Here is a 16,070-nt window from a genome sequence, read left to right as displayed (position 1 = left end):
GCGTGGCCCCCGGGCCCTTCGTCGAGTCGCGCAGCCTAGTGCAGCGGGCCGGCCCCGGCAACCACAGCACTGGTGAACACGCCGTCGTTCAGGCATCCCGTGCTTCCACGCGGTTGCGGCCGGCGCGTTTTGCCTGCTGCAGGCGACGGTCGGCCACCCCGAGCAGGGCCGACACGTCGCTGCCGTCGGGCGGGGACGCGGCAAGGCCGGCGCTGAAGCGCAGCGGCAGCGGGCGGCCGTCGCGGTCGACCACGAGCGATTCGCTCGCCATGTCGCGTCGCAGCCGGTCCAGCCGTTCCCAGGCGCTGCCCACTGGGCAGCGCAGCAGCAACACGAACTCCTGGCCGCCGATCCGCGACAGCGATTCGTCGTCCTCGAGCATCGTCTGCAGACGCAGCGCGACGGCACGGATCGCGCGATCGCCGGCGCGCGGGCCGGCATCGGCATTGATCCGGCGGAAGCCGTCGAGGTCGAGCAGGCCCAGCGTCAGCGAACGCCCTTCGCGACGCGAGTCGGCGAGTTGCCGCGGGGCGTGCTGCAGCAGCCAGGCGCGGTTGGGCAGGCCGGTGAGCCCATCGCGGCCGGACAGGTCCACCAGACGCTGCATGCGATAGATGATGGCGCAGGCGATCACCGTCATCATCGCCAGCAGCAACAGGCGTTCGACCTGCCCGGTAACCGAGGCCACGCCGTAGCCCAGCGATGCCGGATTCGCTTCACCGGTGCCGGCCATCAGCGCGATCACCAGCGCGGCATATTGCGCGACCGCCAGCCCACCGACATACAGCGCCAGCCGACCGTCGTTGCGCAGCGCGGTGAGCGCGATCGCCAGCATGTAGAAGTTCCACACCACCACACTGTTGAGCGCGGCAGCCGGCTCGCGGGTCGCCACCAGGACCAGCACCAGGGTGGTCATGCTGACGTCATAGCTGCCGGTGGCGTAGGGCAGCCAGGCATGCCGGCGCTGGCGACGGGCGAGTGCCAGCCACACCTGCGCCATGAGGTTGCCGAAGACCGCCAGCGCGAGCCCCACGACCACGATGCGTGTGCCGTGGCCACCGCCCGCGGCGATCAGCGGCAGCAGCAGGATCAGCAGCGAGAGCAGCGCGCGGACGCGTGCGACCATCAGTTCGCCGCCCGCGCCGAGTTCGAGCATCACCTCGTCGGTGCGTCCGAGCAGCGTGGCGACGACGCCCTGCCGGGTGCGATGGGGTGCGCGCATCGAACGGTCCCTGTGGCACAGCTGCGGCAGCATAGCGCGGGCGGTCGCCTGCGCGCGGCGGGCATACTTCCGCATTCCGACCGTTCCTGGAGTTGTCATGCAGTACCGCCGTCTCGGTTCCTCCGGCCTGCAGCTGTCCGCGTTGTCGTTCGGCGCCTGGGTCACGTTCGGCAGCCAGGTCGGTCGCGGCGAAGCGCGCGATCTGGTCGCGGCCGCGTGGGACCACGGCGTCAACTTCTTCGACAACGCCGAAGGCTATGCGAACGGCGCGGCCGAACAGGTCATGGGTGACGTCATTGCCGATCTGCGCTTGCCGCGCGACGGCTACTGCGTGTCGAGCAAGGTGTTCTTCGGCTCCGCCGCCGATCCGCGGCCCACCCAGCGCGGCCTGTCGCGCAAGCACGTGCGCGATGCCTGCGACGCGGCGTTGAAGCGGCTGCGCGTCGAGCATCTCGATCTGTACTTCTGCCACCGACCCGATCCGGACACCCCGGTCGCCGAAACCGTGTGGGCGATGGACGCGCTGATCCGCCAAGGCAAGGTGCTGTACTGGGGCACGTCGGAGTGGCCGGCGACGCTGATCCGCGAAGCCACGCAGATCGCGCGCACGCACCATCTGCACGGGCCGACGATGGAGCAGCCCGAATACAACCTGCTGCGGCGCGAACGCGTGGAGCTGGAGTACGCGCCGCTGTATGCGGAGCTCGGTCTTGGCACGACGGTCTGGTCGCCGTTGGCCTCGGGCCTGCTGACCGGCAAGTACGCCGACGGCGTGCCGGCCGGTAGCCGTCTGGCGCAACCGCAACTCGAATGGCTGCAGGGCAGTGTGCTCGGCGATGCAAAAGCGGACCGCATGGCGCGGGCAGGGCGCTTCACTGCGCTCGCCGCCGAACTCGGCGTTGCCCCCGCACCGCTGGCGATCGCGTGGTGCCTGACCAATCCACACGTCTCCACCGTGCTGCTGGGCGCGAGCCGGGTGTCGCAACTGCTCGAAAACCTGCAGGCGCTGGAATTGCTCGAGCGTTTCGACGAGAGCGTCTGGCGGCGGGTGGAGGCGGTGACGGCGTGAGGCACCCCGCGTAGAGCGTGAGTACGCGCAGCACATCCTGGAGCGCGCACGGCTTGGCTCCAGGTCTTCCCCCGCGTGCGGGGGAGGGTTGGGTGGGAGCAAACCGTCGGCCCGCAGTGATGTCCAGTCATTGCAGTTATCTCTGAGCATCCCGCGTCAGGTCGGGCCCGTTGTTCGACGTTGGCCTTTCTCGTCCGACCCGTCGCCCCCAGCCCCCCCGCAGGCTGGGGGAGGGTCGAACTTGGCGAGGGTGGCGACTGCGGAGCAAATGACATCCACTCTTGACTGGCGAATGAGAATCACTATCATCGGAATCCCCTTCCGGAGGATCCCGACATGCGCGTGTCCCAGTTCCAGGATGTATCCGCTCCCCGCGACGCCCACGACGCCGGCAACGTCCATCCCTTGACCCGCGTCCCCGAGGTCATCGAGCTCGACAGCGTGCAGTTGCTCCGCGGCCAGCGTGAACTGCGCATCCGCCATGGCAACGAGATCTATCGCCTGCGCCACACCCGCAACGACAAGCTGATTCTTACCAAGTAAGCCGTCGTGCGCGTCGCCGCAGGGTCCCGATGGATCTTGCGGGCGACGCGATCCGTATCGCCCTCCCTCTCTCCAGAGGCTGCCCGCCCGCGCGACCCGCTCGCGCCCGCCAGCTCGCCGATCTCCACTTTCGCGAGCGCCCATGCGTCCCAGCCTGTTGTCCGTCTCCCTGGCCCTGTGCCTGTCGTCCACCGCCGTCCTCGCCGCGCCCGAGGGCGAGGTCCGTGACTTCGACCAGATCGTCGTCACCGCCACCCGCACCGAGCGCGCCATCAGCGATGTGCCCAATACCGTCGACGTGATCGACCGTGTGCGCATGGACACGTTGCTGGTGCGCGACATCGCCGATCTGTTCCGTTACGAGCCCGGCATCACCGTCGGCAGCAGCTTCGGTCGCTTCGGCCTCAACGACATCCGTATCCGTGGCCTCGGCGGCAACCGCGTGCGCATCCAGACCGACGGCATCGCGGTGCCCGATGCGTTCGCGATCGGCAGCTTCTCCAGCGCCAACCGCAACTTCGTCGATCTGGAAACGCTCAAGCGCGTCGAGGTGGTGCGTGGCCCCACGAGTTCGCTGTACGGCTCCGATGCGCTCGGCGGCGTGGTCTCGTTCGTCACCAAGGACCCATCGGACTATCTGCGTGCGGGTGACACCGCGCACTTCGGCACCAAGATCGGCTTCGACAGCGCGAACGAGGGCCTGTTCGCCGGCGCCACCGCCGCCTTCGGTGGTGAGCGCTGGTCGGGCCTGGTCGCGGTGAGCCATCGCCAAGGCAAGGAGACCGAAAACAGGGGCGAGGCCGGCGGCGAAGGCGATGCGCGCACGCAGGCCAACCCGCAGTCGTCCAGCGGTCGCAGCGTGCTCGGCAAGCTGGTGTTCGCGCCGTCCGGGACGCAGCGCTTCAAGCTGACGGTCGAGGGCAACGAGGATGATGTCGAGACCGACCTGCTAAGCGCTTACGGCCTCCAGAGCCTGACGGGTGCGACCAACACCCAGGCGCTCGGCGATGACCACCAGTCGCGCGCGCGCCTCACCTTCAGCCATGAGATCGATGGCCTGTCGTCGGCACTGGCCGACAGCGCCGACTGGCAGGTCTACCGCCAGGACAGCCGCACCCGGCAGGACAGCGTCGAGATGCGCATCGTGCCGTCGGGTGCCGCGACGATCCGCGACCGGCGCGAACGCGAGTTTTACTTCGACCAGCGCAGCTATGGCTTGCAGGCGAACGCGCGCAAGACGTTCAAGACCGGCAGCGTCGCGCACACGCTCGCCTACGGCCTCGATGTCGAGCGCACCGAGACGAAGCAGAAGCGCGACGGCCGCCGCATCTTCCTCGATACCGGCGTGGTCACCAACGTGATGTCGCCCGACACCTTCCCGGTCCGCGACTTCCCGATCAGCAACACCACCAAGGCGTCGTTGTACGTGCAGGACGAGATCGCGTTCGCCGACGGCGCGTTCCGGCTGGTGCCTGCCGTGCGCGTCGACCACTACAAGCTGGAACCCGAGGTCGACACGATCTTCCGCGAAGACAATCCCACCACCCGGGTCGCCGACCTCAGCGAGACCAGCGTGTCGCCGAAGCTCGGCTTCGTGTGGACGTTCGCCGATGCGTGGTCGCTCTACGGCGGCTACGCTCGCGGCTTCCGCGCGCCGCCGTACAACGACGTCAATATCGGGTTCACCAATTTCCAGTTCGGCTACACGGCGATTCCGAACCCCGACCTGAAGTCCGAAACCAGTGACGGGCTGGAACTGGGCATGCGCTACTCGGGCGCTGCCGCCTACGCCAGCCTCAGCACGTATTACACGGCGTACGACGACTTCATCGAGTCGACGCGTTACATCGGCGACGACCCGCTGACCGGACTGATGGTCTTCCAGTCGCAGAACATCGCGGATGCACGCATTCGCGGCGTGGAGTTCAAGGGCGGCGTGTACTTCGACGCTTTGGCCCCGGCGCTTGCCGGCTGGTCCCTGCGCGGCGCGGCGGCGTGGTCGCGGGGCGAGGACCGCACCAGCGGCGAGGCGTTGGCCAGCGTGGATCCACTGATCGCGACGCTGGGCATCGGGTTCGACCGTGACGTGTGGGGCGCCGAACTTGCCGGCCGCTTCGTCGGCCGTCGCGACCGGCTGCCGACGCCACCGGCAGGCAGCACGTACTTCGAGAGCCCCGGCCATGCGCTGCTCGATCTGTATGCCCACTGGACGTTCGCGCCGGGCACGCGCCTCAATGCCGGGGTGTTCAACCTGGCTGACCGCAAGGTCTGGCAGGCAGGGCTGGTACCGGTGATCGCCGCGAACAGCGCCACGCTCGACCGTTACACCGCGCCGGGCCGCAATGTGGCGGTCAGCCTGTCGGTCGACTTCTAACCATGGCCACCGCCCTGTCGCCGTCCACTGTGTGCGTTGTCCCCACGCCGTCGCAGCTGGCGGCGCTAGGCACGGTGTTGTGTTTGCACCGGCCGGGCGCTGCGCGCGCGCTCGGCGGCTGGTCGTCCGCGCGTCGCGCCGAAGCGCATGCCGGACTCGACCTCGACGGCATGCACGAAAGCCTGCGTTTCTTCGATGCCGACGAGGCCTGCTGCTGGCAACTGCATCTGCTGCCCGACAGCGACTTTCTCGCCTGGGACCGCCTTGCCGATCATCTGCCGCGTTGCAGTGAAGTCGCACCCGGCGGCATCGGCGAGCGCCTGTGGCGCAACCTCGCGCAGCGCATGCGCGGCGGTGCCTGGGAAGCCAGCGTGCTGCGTTTCCAGTCCGTGCCGGCAGTGCCGGAAGCGGGTGGCCCGATGCTCGTCGCCAGTCCCGGCGCGCTGTCGCAGTTGGGCATCGCCTGCGCGCGTCGTATCGCGCGCGGCCATGGCATCGCCCCGTCGTCTTCGCCCGACGATTGCTGTTGTCGGCGCGCGGCCGCAGCCGCGGGCGGGCCCGCGCCGTCCGAGGCCCACCGCCACCCGATCCATCTTTCCTGACGATTTCCGACCAAGAGGCTCCACCGACATGACACCGCAAGCGACCGCGCTGGCACTCGCCGCCCTGCTGGCTGCCACCGCCGCATCGGCTGCCCCGGCCACGCCCGCCACCACGCCGCCCGAGGCCGACCGCAGCGCCATCCTCGGCATGCAGGGCGAATACACCGTGCGTTTCCTGTTCGACGAAACCGTCGTCCTCGCGCCCGGCTACACCCGCAAGGACCCCAAGCGCAGCGGCGGCGATGAAGTCGTCATCGTCGTCGAGGACACGCCGACGAAGATCGTCCTGCAGCACCTGTTGCTCGACGTCAAAAGCGGTCATGTGATCAAGCACTGGCGGCAGGACTGGATGTTCGAGGCGCCGACGCGTTGGGAATTCACCTCCGACCAGACCTGGCGCCAGCGCGACGTACCTGCCGACCTGGTGCAGGGCGGCTGGACCCAGTGCGTGTTCGAGGTCAGCGACGCGCCGCGCTACTGCGGCAGCGGCCGCTGGGTGCACGCCGAAGGCACGTCGACGTGGACATCCGATGCCGGCTGGCGCCCCTTGCCGCGACGCGAATACACCATCCGCGAGGACTACAACGCACTCGCCGCGGTCAACCGCCACACCATCGTGCCCGGCGGCTGGACCCACGAGCAGGACAATCGCAAGGATGTCCGCGATGCAACCGGCGCGGTCACGTCGAGCATCGTCCGCGAGACCGGCTTCAATGACTACGTCAAGACCGATGCGATCGATTTCACCCCGGCCTATGACTACTGGAAGGCGACGCAGGACTACTGGGCGCGCGTACGCGCGCGCTGGGACGCGCGCCTCGCAGCGCCGGCCGGCGTGCGCCTGAAGACCAAGGTCGACGGCATGGCGCTGATCGTGCCGTTCTTCAAACAGGCGCAGACCATGCAGGACGGCGGCAGCGTCAGCGACGCGCAGATCGACGCGGTATTTACGCAGTGGGTAGAGACGCCGCGCGACTGAGCGGAGCGGTGGCGTGCTGCGGAAGGCGGGCGATGCCCGCCTTCTGCGTGTCTGCCCGGGACCGTGACGGGCCTGCGCCTATACTCAGAATACGCGGCATCGGCCGCCCGCAAAGAGGGAGCGACCCATGGGAACCGGACTGTTTCTCGCCGTGGTGCTGGCATTCGCCGGCGTCATCGTGCTGTTCAAGACTGTGCGCATGGTGCCGCAGGGATTCGAGTGGACGGTCGAACGCTTCGGCAAATACACCCACTCGATGACCCCGGGCCTGCATTTCCTGGTGCCGATCGTCTACGGTGTCGGCCGCAAGATCAACATGATGGAACAGGTGCTCGACGTGCCCAGCCAGGACGTCATCACCCGCGACAACGCGGTCGTGCGCGTCGACGGCGTGGTGTTCTTCCAGGTGCTCGACGCGGCCAAGGCCGCCTATGAAGTGTCGAACCTCGAGATCGCGACGATCGCCCTGGTGCAGACCAACATCCGCACCGTGATCGGCTCGATGGACCTCGACGAATCGCTGAGCAACCGCGAGACCATCAACGCCCAGCTGCTCAACGTCGTCGATCAGGCCACCAACCCCTGGGGCATCAAGGTCACCCGCATCGAGATCCGTGACATCCAGCCGCCACGCGACCTCATCGATTCGATGGCCCGGCAGATGAAGGCCGAGCGCGAGCGCCGTGCGGTGATCCTCGAGGCCGAGGGCCACCGCAGTTCCGCGATCCTGCGCGCCGAGGGCGAGAAGCAGGCCGCGATCCTCGAAGCCGAGGGCGAGAAGGAAGCCGCGTTCCGCGAAGCGGAAGCACGCGAGCGCCTGGCCGAGGCGGAAGCCAAGGCGACCGAGATGGTCTCCAACGCGATCGCCCAGGGCGACGTGCAGGCGATCAACTACTTCGTCGCGCAGAAGTATGTCGAGGCGTTCAAGGAACTGGCGACCGCGCCGAACCAGAAGTTCGTGCTGATGCCGATGGAAACCAGCGGCCTGATCGGTTCGATCGCCGGCATCGGCGAACTCGCCAAGGAAGCGCTGAGCAACCAGAAGGCAGCGCCCGCACGCGTGGTGCCACCGCCGCCGCCGTCGCGCGCAGGCCTCTGACATGGACTGGCTGCGCTGGGACGTCGTGAGCTGGGGCGCGGTCGCCCTGCTGCTCATGGCGGCCGAGACCCTGGTGCCGGGCGCGTTCCTGCTGTGGATGGGATTCGCCGCCGCGGCGGTGTTCCTAGTCACCCTGTTCGTGCCCGGCCTGACGGTGCTGGTCCAGGTCGCGCTGTTCGTCGTGCTGAGCTTCGTATCTGTGCTGGTCTACCGCACCTGGTTCCGCGGCCGCGAGCGCCAGAGCGACCATCCCACGCTCAACCGCCGCGCGTCGCAGCACATCGGTCGTGTGCTGCCGCTCGAGCAGGCCATCGTCGCCGGCCGTGGCCGGGTGCGGATCGGCGATGCGTTCTGGGTGGTCGAAGGGCCGGACCTGCCAACGGGCGCATCGGTGCGCATCGTCGGCACCGACGGCGTGAACCTGCACGTCGAAGCGGCCTGAGCCGGGCTGCAGCTGTTTCCGCGTGGCGGGGCTCCTCTGTTTGCGCGGCGCCGCCGTGTGGATGGGTAACCACCGGCTGCGCGGTCGCGCCATCACGCGACCGATCATCGGATCCGGCAAGGCGCCGGGTGATCGGCGCCCGCGGACGGGATGGCCAACCTGCGATAATCCCGGCTTTCCGCTTGCGAGCCGGCCAGATGACGCAGAAGACGATCCTCAACGATGCCCACCGTGCGCTCGGCGCACGCATGGTCGATTTCGGCGGCTGGGACATGCCGCTCAACTACGGCTCGCAGATCGAGGAGCACCACCACGTCCGCCGCGACGCCGGCATGTTCGACGTCAGCCACATGACCGTGGTCGATCTGCGCGGTGCAGGCACGCGCGATTTCCTGCGCCGGCTTGTCGCCAATTCGGTCGACAAGTTGAAGGTGCCGGGCAAGGCGCTCTACACCTGCATGCTCACGCTGGACGGCGGCATCGTCGACGACCTGATCGTTTACTTCATGGCCGACGACTGGTTCCGTCTCGTGGTCAACGCGGCGACGCGCGAGAAGGACCTGGCGTGGATCGCCGCGCAGGCGGCCGATTTCGATGTCGCCGTGACCGAGCGCCCCGAGCTGGCAATGATCGCCGTGCAGGGGCCGCAGGCACGCGACAAGGTCGCCGCGTTGCTCGGCGACGTGGAGGGCAAGACCGTCGCCAAGCTCGGCCGCTTCGCCGCCGCTGCACTTGAAGGCACCGCGTTCGGCGACCTGTTTGTTGCCCGCACCGGCTACACCGGCGAAGACGGATTCGAGATCGTGGTGGGCGAGTCGCATGCGGTCGCCCTTTGGCATGCGCTGCACGCTGCTGGCGTTGCGCCGGCGGGGCTCGGCGCGCGCGACACGCTGCGCCTCGAGGCCGGCCTCGCGCTCTACGGCCAGGACATGGACGAGACCGTGTCGCCGTTCGAAGCCGCGCTCGGCTGGACCGTCGCCCTCGACGAGGGCCGCGCGTTCAACGGCCGCGCGCTACTCGAGTCGCAGGCGGGTGGCGCACCGCGGCAGATGATTGGCCTGGTGATGGACGACAAGGGCGTGCTGCGCCACGGGCAGTCGGTCACGACCGCGAACGGTGCCGGCGAGATCCTGTCGGGTACGTTCTCGCCGACGATCGGCAAGGCAATCGCCTTCGCACGCGTGCCGGCCGGAGAACCGGGCGAGGTTACCGTCGATATCCGTGGCCGTCAGGTGCCGGTGCGCGTGGTCAAGTTCCCGTTCGTGAAGAACGGCCAGCCTGCCGAAGGCGTCTGATGCGCGACGCTCGGCATCGTCGTTACACTAGCGCCACCTTCCCGATCGAACGTTTCCCCCGGAGCCGACCATGAGCGAAATCCCTGGCGATCTGAAATTCCTGAAGTCCCACGAGTGGGCCCGTATCGAAGGTGACGGCAAGGTCACCGTCGGCATTTCCGACCATGCCCAGGGTCTGCTCGGCGACCTGGTGTATGTCGAACTGCCTGCCGTTGGCGACGAGATCCAGGCCGGCACCGGCGTCGCCGTGGTCGAGTCGGTCAAGGCCGCGTCCGATGTCTACGCCCCGGTGTCGGGCACGATCACCGCAGTCAACGAAGCGCTGGCCGACAAGCCGGAGACGATCAACGAGGACGCGTATGGCGAAGGCTGGTTGTTCGTCGTCGAGATGAGCGAGCCGGAACAGCTCAACGAACTGCTCGCGCCCGACGACTACGCCGAACAGCTCGAGGGCGAAGAAGACTGACGTCTTCGCGCCAAACCGTCTTGCACATCGACCGGTGCGTTCCGAGAGGAACGCGCCGTTTTTTGTTTCCGCCGTTCCGATTCTTCGACGTGACGGCGGCGTCGCGCGAGCGCGCCACTGCATGACCCGTCGTGCACTTCGAAGCACGACGCGCGCATCGTTCGACGCGTTCGAAGGCCGCGCATTTTTCGCGCAAACCGATCCCGCAACCGCGCAAACGCGTCGTACGCGACGCGGTGGGATTTACGTTGCGGTGGGGTGGGTGATTGTTTTTTCACCATGTCGAAAATGCGCTTGCGCGCATCGCCGAAACACGCGATCCGGAAGTGCCTCGATGTGTTGGTGCCTTTTTTTATGATGTTTTGCGAATGCGTTTCGCGCGCGCTGTTCGCAGGCGCCGGCGGTATCGCCTCACGCGCTGGGCGTCATGGCGACGCTTTGCGCGGCAAGCATGCGGACGCGGCTTGAAAAAAAATGCGGTGACCTGTTGACAGTGGAAAAAACCGTGATTAGGTTTCGCCGCAACACACGTCCGCAACGAAACGAGTGAGTCGAACCACGACACCAGCGCGCAGCACAACTCGAACCTCTGCCTTGAACATCACACGGTGGATGCGGGCGTCGTCTCCGCTGCGAAATCTCCCAACCCTTTTTCAGACCTCCGCGACAGTATTGGCGCGTGCAGGTTTTCGCTTTGCCGGGGCGACGTCGTGCAGTCGACGACCCACCCTTCGAATCCGGTCCGATGCGCGGTGCGCGTCGGCGGTTGTGCGCGGGTCCAACTCCCGCGTGCCGTTTGAGAACTGGGCCGCTGTACCTGCAAGTCCACTGACGAGGAGAGCCATTCCATGGCCACGAAGAAAGCTGTAAAGAAAGCGCCTGCCAAGAAGGCGGCCAAAAAGACCGCGAAGAAATCCACCGCCAAGAAGGTGGTGAGCAAGGTCAAGAAGGCTGTGAAGAAGGTCGCGAAGAAGGTCGCCAAGGTCGCCAAGAAGAAGCCGGCGGCGAAGAAGACCACCAAGAAGGTCGCGAAGAAGTCCGCAGCCAAGAAGGCGACCAAGAAGACTGCTAAGAAGTCGACTGCCAAGAAGGCTGCGAAGAAGACCACCAAGAAGGTCGCGAAGAAGTCCGTAGCCAAGAAGGCGACCAAGAAGACCGCCAAGAAGTCGACTGCCAAGAAGACGGCGAAGAAGACTGCGAAGAAGGCGACCAAGAAGTCTGCAACCAAGAAGACTGCCAAGAAGTCGACTGCCAAGAAGGCCACGAAGAAGGCCGCTCCGAAGAAGGCTGCGGCCAAGAAGTCTGCAACCAAGAAGGCCGCGACCAAGAAGCGTGCCCCGGCCAAGCGCGCCAAGAAGTCCGCGCCGGTCGTGATCCCGCAGATGCCGACCCCGCTGATCTGACGTAGCCACACTTCGTCATCGAAAGCGCTTCCTCCGCGTGCCCAGGCGGAGGAGGCGTTTTTTTTGGCCTAGGTCAGGCGTCGGACGTGCAGCTCCAGATGAGGTGCCTACGCGCACCACGTCGACGGATCGCCGCCTTGCGTAGGAGGCGTAGAGCGGAAGCGAACCCATCGTCCCGGTTCGCCAGGCTTGAGTCGCGGGCAACCGTGATCGTCGCAAAGGACCGGAACTCAAGAACCCACGTCGCGTCGGAGACGCAGCGAATGCGTTGGCAGACGCCGAGGCAGCAATCACAAGGCCGCCCAAAAAAGGCGGCCCGTCTTCCGCCGACCTCGAGCGCTTACTCCGGCGTCGCCGCCGCGCGCTGGGTGGTGCTGCCGGCCGACTGCGTCGACGGCGGCGCATGCGTGCGCTGGGCGTGCAGCGTTTCAAGGTTGGGATCCACATCCAGCCAGCGCTGCGGCGGCAGGCCGATCGCGCGGTCGAGGATCGTCGGCAGCAGGCCGGAGGGCAGGCTGCTCTCGCTGTTCCACAACACGACCATGCCGAAATCGCGGTCGGGAATCATCGCCATCAGGCCGCGATAGCCCTGCACGGCGCCGCCGTGGAAGACCACGCGCTGACCAGCGTAGTCGTAGACGCGCCAACCCAGGCCGTAACCCGCAGCGTCGAGACGGTCGCGCCGCCATGAGGAATTGCGCATCTCAGGCGGCGTACCGACGATGGGTGCCTGCAGCGTCGCCAGCAGCGGTGCGGGCAGCACGTCGGGCCGATGGCCGGTCTGCGCGACCAGCCACTGCGCCATGTCGCTGATGCTGGCATTGACACCCGCCGCCGGCGCAAGCCGGTAGTAGGTGGGCTTGGGCATCAGCGACGTCCAGCCGCCACCGGCGCGCACGTGCGGCTTGGCCCAGCGCGTGCTCGCCTGGATGCCTTCAAGCCCGTAGCTGGCATCGTTCATGCCGAGCGGTTTGAAGATGCGGCGCGAGACGGCTTCGCTGAAGAACTGGCCGGACGTTGCGAACACGACATCGCCGACCAGACTGAAAGCGACGTTCTGGTAGGCGTAGCAGTTGCCCGGCTGACAGCTCATTGGCGCGGCGGCGAGGCGCTGCACGAGGTCGTGGTAGTCGGCGTTGCGTTCGATGTCGCGATCGTAGGTGTTGCGGCCCAGGCCGACGCGATGGCTCAACACGTCGGCGACGGTGAGTTGCTGCGCGGCCAGCGGATCGGAGAACCGCAGCGACGGCAGGTAGTCGACGATGTGACTGTCCCAGCGCAGCGCGCCTTCGGACACGAGCATGCCGGTCACGGTGCCGGCGAATGACTTCGACAGCGAGGCCAGCCGGAACACGGTATGTGCGTCGACCGGTTCGGCCGCTTTGACATCGGTGATGCCGTAGCCACGAGCGCTGAGGACCTGGCCCTTGTGCACGATCGCCATCGCGAGACCCGGCACGCGCTGGTTGGCGACGAGATCCTGCGCCATCGCTTCGAGCAGGGTCACGTCGAACGTAGGCGCTAGCGGTTTGCCCTGGCCCGGGATCCGCGGCTGCGGTTTGACGGCATCCTCGCGGGTGACGATGGCCGATCGGCCCGCCTGCTCGTCGAGCGGCACGATGGCGGTGATTTCATCCTCGCCTTCGCTGTCGATGACGTCGGTGGACGTCGGTGCCTGCGCGGCGGACCCCAGCGCGGCAGGCAGCAGCAGGCCAATGAGACCCAACCGGACGAGCGGCCGGTGGGATGGATATCGGCTTTTCATCGGCCCTGCCCCCTGCGTATGCTCTGGTGCTGCGGCGATGATAGCGCCTGTGTAATGGATTGCATGAACAAGGGGAAGTTTGATGGGTAGTGCATTGATCCTGCTGGTATTGCTCGTAGCGCTCGCCGCGGGTCTGGCGCTGTGGGGCGTGGGTATCTACAACGGGCTGATCACCGCCCGCAACGCATACAAGAATGCGTTCGCCCAGATCGACGTGCAGTTGCAGCGCCGTTTCGACCTGATTCCGAATCTGGTCGAGACCGTCAAGGGCTACATGAGCCACGAGCGCGAGACGCTCGAAGCCGTCACCCAGGCGCGCAATCTGGCGCAGGCCGGCCTGTCGGCGGCGAAGGCCGACCCCGGCGATCCCGCGGCGATGGCGCAGCTCGCGCAGTCGCAGGGCATGCTCAACAGTGCGCTCGGCCGTCTGCTCGCGGTGTCGGAGGCCTATCCGGACCTCAAGGCCAGCCAGAACATGATGCAGCTCACCGAAGAGCTGACCAGCACCGAGAACAAGGTCGCGTTCGCACGTCAGGCCTACAACGACTCGGTGATGGCCTACAACAACAAGCGCGAGGTGTTTCCCTCGAGCGTCCTCGCCGGCATGTTCAATTTCAAGGAAGCGGCCTTGCTCGACATTCCGGCCGATCGCGCGGAAGTGCGCGAGGTGCCGAAGGTGTCGTTCTAAAGCCGTGATTGGTGATTCGGGATTGGTGATTCGAAAGCGCAGAGGCAGGTGCGCGCCACCGGCACGTCGGGTGGCGCGTGGCGCGCACGTGTTCTGCCGGCCTTCGCTTCTTTCAGTCACGGCTTTCAACGGACGAATGTCCGGTCATCACCCATTACCAATCTCGGCCTCTGCATGAACTTCTTCGAACGCCAGGCCCAGGCCCGGCGCAACAGCACGCGATTGATTGCATTGTTCTCCCTCGCGGTGCTGGGCATCGTGGTGATGGTCGGCGTGCTGGTGGTGCTGATCGTCGGCCCGCGTCCCGGGCCGCTGCTGGCGGCCGCGGTGGCGACACTCGCGGTGATCGGTCTGGGGTCGTTGTTCCGCATCTCGTCCTTGCGCAGCGGCGGCGAGACGGTGGCCCAGCAGCTTGGCGGTGTGCCGGTGTCGGAGGACACGCGGGATCCGCAGCTGCGCCGCCTGCGCAACGTGGTCGAGGAGATGTCGATTGCGTCCGGCGTGCCGGTGCCGAAGATCTACGTGCTTGAGCAGGAGGCCGCCATCAACGCCTTCGCGGCCGGTTACTCGACATCGGATGCCGTGGTCGCGGTGACCCGGGGCGCGCTCGACCGGCTCAACCGCGACGAGCTGCAGGGCGTGGTGGCGCATGAGTACAGCCATATCCTCAACGGCGACATGCGGCTCAACATCCGTCTGATCGGTGTGCTGTTCGGCATCCTGATGATCGGCATCATCGGCCGCAAGATCCTGATCCATGGGCGTGGCTTCCGGAACAGCGCGACGATCGTGGTCATCGGCGGCGCGCTCGCTGCGATGCTCGTGGGCAGCCTCGGCATGTTGTTCGGTCGCATGATCAAGGCCGGCGTCAGCCGTTCGCGCGAGGTACTGGCCGATGCATCGGCGGTGCAGTTCACCCGACAGACGGCCGGCATCGCCGGGGCATTGAAGAAGATCGGCGGCCTCGACAGCGGCTCGCGCCTCGCGCACCGCGAGGACGCCGAGGAAGTGAGCCACATGCTGTTCGGCGACGGCGTGGGCCTGAGCGGGCTGTTTGCCACGCACCCGCCGCTGATCAAGCGCATCCAGGCGCTGGAGCCGGGGTTCCGCCCGGACCACCTGACGCGCCTGCAGCAGCAATGGATGACGCATCCCCCCGACGGCCTGCAGGAAGACCTGGCGCTGGGTCTGGTGGCACCTAGTGAAGCATTGCCGCAGAAGGATCGTGCGCTGGCGGTGACGCCGCCGATGGTCGCCGCGCAGGTCGCGCATCCGCACGACGACGACTACGCGCGCGCGCATACGCTGGTCATGGCGATCAGTGACCCGCTGCACGATGTCGCCACGCATCGCGAGGCGGCGATGCCGCTGGTGCTCGCGCTGCTGTTCGACGACGACGAGGGCGTCCGCGGTCGCCAGCACGCCGAGATCGTCGCCCGGATGGGCGCGTCGGTCGCGACAGAGGCCGACCATCTGCGCGAGACGCATCTGCTCGAGTTGCATCCCATGCTCCGTATGCCGCTGGCGTCGCTGGCGTTCCCGGTGCTGCGTCGGCGCCCGCGTCCGGAACTGGCGACATTCCTCGACACCGTGCATGCGGTGGTGCATGCCGACCAGAAGGTCTCACTCTTCGAGTACTGCCTGGGCCGGTTGCTGGAGGTCCAGCTGCGCGAAACGCTCGACCCTGCGCGTAACATCCGTTTCGGCCGGCGCAAGCCCGGCAACGTGAAACAGGAATTCGCGACGCTGCTGGCCGTCGTCGCGCAGGCCGGCAACCCCGGTGACAAGGGCGCCGCACAACGTGCCTACCTCGCCGGCATGCAACGCGTGCTGCCGCGCGACCATGTGCCCTACGCACCGCCAGCAGGCGGCGTGCAGGCGCTCGACGATGTCTGGGAGCCGCTCGACGCGCTCGATCCTTTGGCCAAGCAGGTTATGGTCGAGGCGATCACCGCGTCGGTCAGTCACGACGGCCAGGTCAGCGTCGCCGAGTCCGAACTGCTGCGGACGATCTGCGGCGTGCTGCATTGCCCGCTGCCGCCCACACTGGAACAGCTTCCGCATTGAGCCGCCTCGCCGAAGGTCGCAGTGACGCGCGCGCGCCTGCAACCGAGGATGGCGGT

General features: G+C 67.1%; 14 protein-coding genes. 12 read left to right on the top strand and 2 right to left on the bottom strand.

Annotation, left to right across the window (positions count from 1 at the left end):
* Positions 1-88: 88 nt before the first annotated feature.
* Complete coding sequence (locus J2W68_RS01700; protein WP_310232087.1) at positions 89-1,222, bottom strand: GGDEF domain-containing protein; 1,134 nt, start codon at positions 1,220-1,222, stop codon at positions 89-91.
* A gap of 97 nt (positions 1,223-1,319) precedes the next feature.
* Here J2W68_RS01700 and J2W68_RS01695 point away from each other — a divergent pair, with 97 nt between their 5' ends.
* The 10 genes from J2W68_RS01695 (at position 1,320) to J2W68_RS01650 (ending at position 11,494) form a co-directional block, all read left to right on the top strand.
* Positions 1,320-2,291 (top strand): aldo/keto reductase, encoded by a 972-nt coding sequence (locus J2W68_RS01695; protein WP_310232085.1) that lies wholly within the window; start codon positions 1,320-1,322, stop codon positions 2,289-2,291.
* Positions 2,292-2,627: 336 nt separating this feature from the next.
* On the top strand, positions 2,628-2,834 hold the full coding sequence (gene hemP / locus J2W68_RS01690; protein ID WP_310151455.1) for a hemin uptake protein HemP: 207 nt from the start codon (positions 2,628-2,630) through the stop codon (positions 2,832-2,834).
* A gap of 142 nt (positions 2,835-2,976) precedes the next feature.
* Positions 2,977-5,208, top strand: coding sequence for a TonB-dependent hemoglobin/transferrin/lactoferrin family receptor (locus J2W68_RS01685; protein ID WP_430539644.1), 2,232 nt, complete (start codon positions 2,977-2,979; stop codon positions 5,206-5,208).
* Between the two features lie 2 nt (positions 5,209-5,210).
* The gene (locus J2W68_RS01680) at positions 5,211-5,810 is read left to right on the top strand and encodes a Hemin transport protein (protein ID WP_310232083.1); all 600 of its coding nucleotides are present in this window, start codon (positions 5,211-5,213) and stop codon (positions 5,808-5,810) included.
* 28 nt (positions 5,811-5,838) lie between these two features.
* Positions 5,839-6,789 (top strand): DUF6607 family protein, encoded by a 951-nt coding sequence (locus tag J2W68_RS01675; RefSeq protein WP_310232081.1) that lies wholly within the window; start codon positions 5,839-5,841, stop codon positions 6,787-6,789.
* Positions 6,790-6,916: 127 nt separating this feature from the next.
* On the top strand, positions 6,917-7,888 hold the full coding sequence (locus tag J2W68_RS01670; protein WP_310151444.1) for an SPFH domain-containing protein: 972 nt from the start codon (positions 6,917-6,919) through the stop codon (positions 7,886-7,888).
* 10 nt (positions 7,889-7,898) lie between these two features.
* A complete protein-coding gene (locus J2W68_RS01665) occupies positions 7,899-8,330 on the top strand; it encodes an NfeD family protein (protein WP_310232437.1) in 432 nt (143 codons plus the stop codon).
* Between the two features lie 197 nt (positions 8,331-8,527).
* On the top strand, positions 8,528-9,625 hold the full coding sequence (gcvT, locus tag J2W68_RS01660) for a glycine cleavage system aminomethyltransferase GcvT (RefSeq protein WP_310232080.1): 1,098 nt from the start codon (positions 8,528-8,530) through the stop codon (positions 9,623-9,625).
* A 70-nt stretch (positions 9,626-9,695) separates the two neighbouring features.
* Entirely contained in the window at positions 9,696-10,091 is a 396-nt protein-coding gene (gcvH, locus tag J2W68_RS01655) for a glycine cleavage system protein GcvH (protein WP_310232077.1), read from the top strand.
* An 848-nt stretch (positions 10,092-10,939) separates the two neighbouring features.
* On the top strand, positions 10,940-11,494 hold the full coding sequence (locus tag J2W68_RS01650; protein WP_310232074.1) for a hypothetical protein: 555 nt from the start codon (positions 10,940-10,942) through the stop codon (positions 11,492-11,494).
* Positions 11,495-11,834: 340 nt separating this feature from the next.
* Here the strand turns inward: J2W68_RS01650 and J2W68_RS01645 are convergent, their stop codons facing one another.
* Positions 11,835-13,259, bottom strand: coding sequence for a serine hydrolase domain-containing protein (locus J2W68_RS01645; RefSeq protein ID WP_310232072.1), 1,425 nt, complete (start codon positions 13,257-13,259; stop codon positions 11,835-11,837).
* Between the two features lie 82 nt (positions 13,260-13,341).
* Between J2W68_RS01645 and J2W68_RS01640 the strand changes: the two genes are divergently transcribed.
* Positions 13,342-13,947 (top strand): LemA family protein, encoded by a 606-nt coding sequence (locus J2W68_RS01640; RefSeq protein ID WP_310151431.1) that lies wholly within the window; start codon positions 13,342-13,344, stop codon positions 13,945-13,947.
* Positions 13,948-14,121: 174 nt separating this feature from the next.
* A complete protein-coding gene (locus J2W68_RS01635) occupies positions 14,122-16,014 on the top strand; it encodes a M48 family metallopeptidase (RefSeq protein WP_310232070.1) in 1,893 nt (630 codons plus the stop codon).
* Positions 16,015-16,070: the final 56 nt, after the last annotated feature.

This window comes from Luteimonas terrae, assembly GCF_031457535.1.
Taxonomy (GTDB): domain Bacteria; phylum Pseudomonadota; class Gammaproteobacteria; order Xanthomonadales; family Xanthomonadaceae; genus Luteimonas; species Luteimonas terrae_A.
The sequence above is the reverse complement of the archived record's forward strand: the minus strand, read 5'-3'. Positions and strand labels throughout refer to the sequence as shown.